1 pseudogene and 1 other annotated feature are annotated in these 1,076 nt (G+C 60.2%); the pseudogene reads left to right on the top strand.

The annotated features are described in order from the left end of the window. Positions 1-57 precede the first annotated feature (57 nt). Positions 58-1,076 (top strand): annotated as a pseudogene (locus CZ674_RS01345) (IS3 family transposase); the annotation flags it as partial. After that, positions 345-479 (top strand) — a sequence feature (AL1L pseudoknot). It overlaps the preceding pseudogene by 135 nt.

Below are 1,076 nucleotides of genomic sequence, written 5' to 3' on the forward strand. Positions count from 1 at the left end.
AACTGATGCGCCCTGGTTTTGTTGGAGGCTCCAGTGTTACGGACGGAGAATGGAGCCATGGCCCAACACAAGAACAAAGGACGCCGGTATTCCGGTGAAGAGAAAGCCGCAGCGGTCCGGATGGTGCGTACATTGCGTGCGGAACTCGGTACGAGTCAAGGAACGACCTCGCGCGTGGCTGATCAGCTCGGTTACGGGGTCGAGTCGGTGCGGGCCTGGGTGCGCCAGGCCGATATCGATGACGGCGTGAAGGCCGGGGTCACAACTGACGATCAAGCGCGCATGCGCGAACTCGAGCAAGAGGTGCGTGAGCTCAAGCGTGCGAATGAAATCCTGAAACGCGCTGCGTCTTTCTTCGGGGCGGAGCTCGACCGCCAACACAAGATGTAGTTCGATTCATCAACCAGAACAAGAATGATGTGGTTGCTGGTCGCAGGCTCGGGGTCGAGCGCATCTGCAAAGTATTGCAGGTGGCCCCGTCTACGTATTACGCCGCGAACGGCAGACCGGCATCAGCTCGGCAGGTCAGAGACGCGGAGAGCGCTCCGCGTCTGCTCGAGCTCTGGGAATCGAACTACTCGGTCTACGGAGTGCGCAAGCTCTGGAAAACAGCCCAGCGAGCCGGTATCCAGATCGGCCGCGACCAGGTCGCAAGGCTCATGAGAACCCTTGAGATTGAAGGGGTGCGTCGCGAGAAACGGTTCAAGACCACGAAGCCTGATCCGAAGATGCCGAGGCATCCCGACCTCGTGAACCGCGTCTTCAGCGCGGATGCGCCAAATCAATTGTGGGTGACGGATCTGACGTTCGTGCCGACCTGGCAAGGCGTCGCCTACGTCTGCTTCATCATCGACGCGTTCAGTCGCGCGATCGTGGGCTGGCGATGTGCATCGAATATGAAGACCGAGACAGTGCTCGATGCGATCGAGATGGCCCGCTGGTCACGCGGCAGGCATCTTCCGGAGCTGCGTTGTCACAGCGATGCGGGCAGCCAATTCACGTCGATTCGTTACGGTGAGCGTCTTGCCGAGATCGGGGCGACGCCCTCGATCGGGACCGTTGGTGACAGCTACGAT

The sequence above is a fragment of the Agrococcus casei LMG 22410 genome (genome assembly GCF_900163565.1).
Taxonomy (GTDB): domain Bacteria; phylum Actinomycetota; class Actinomycetes; order Actinomycetales; family Microbacteriaceae; genus Agrococcus; species Agrococcus casei.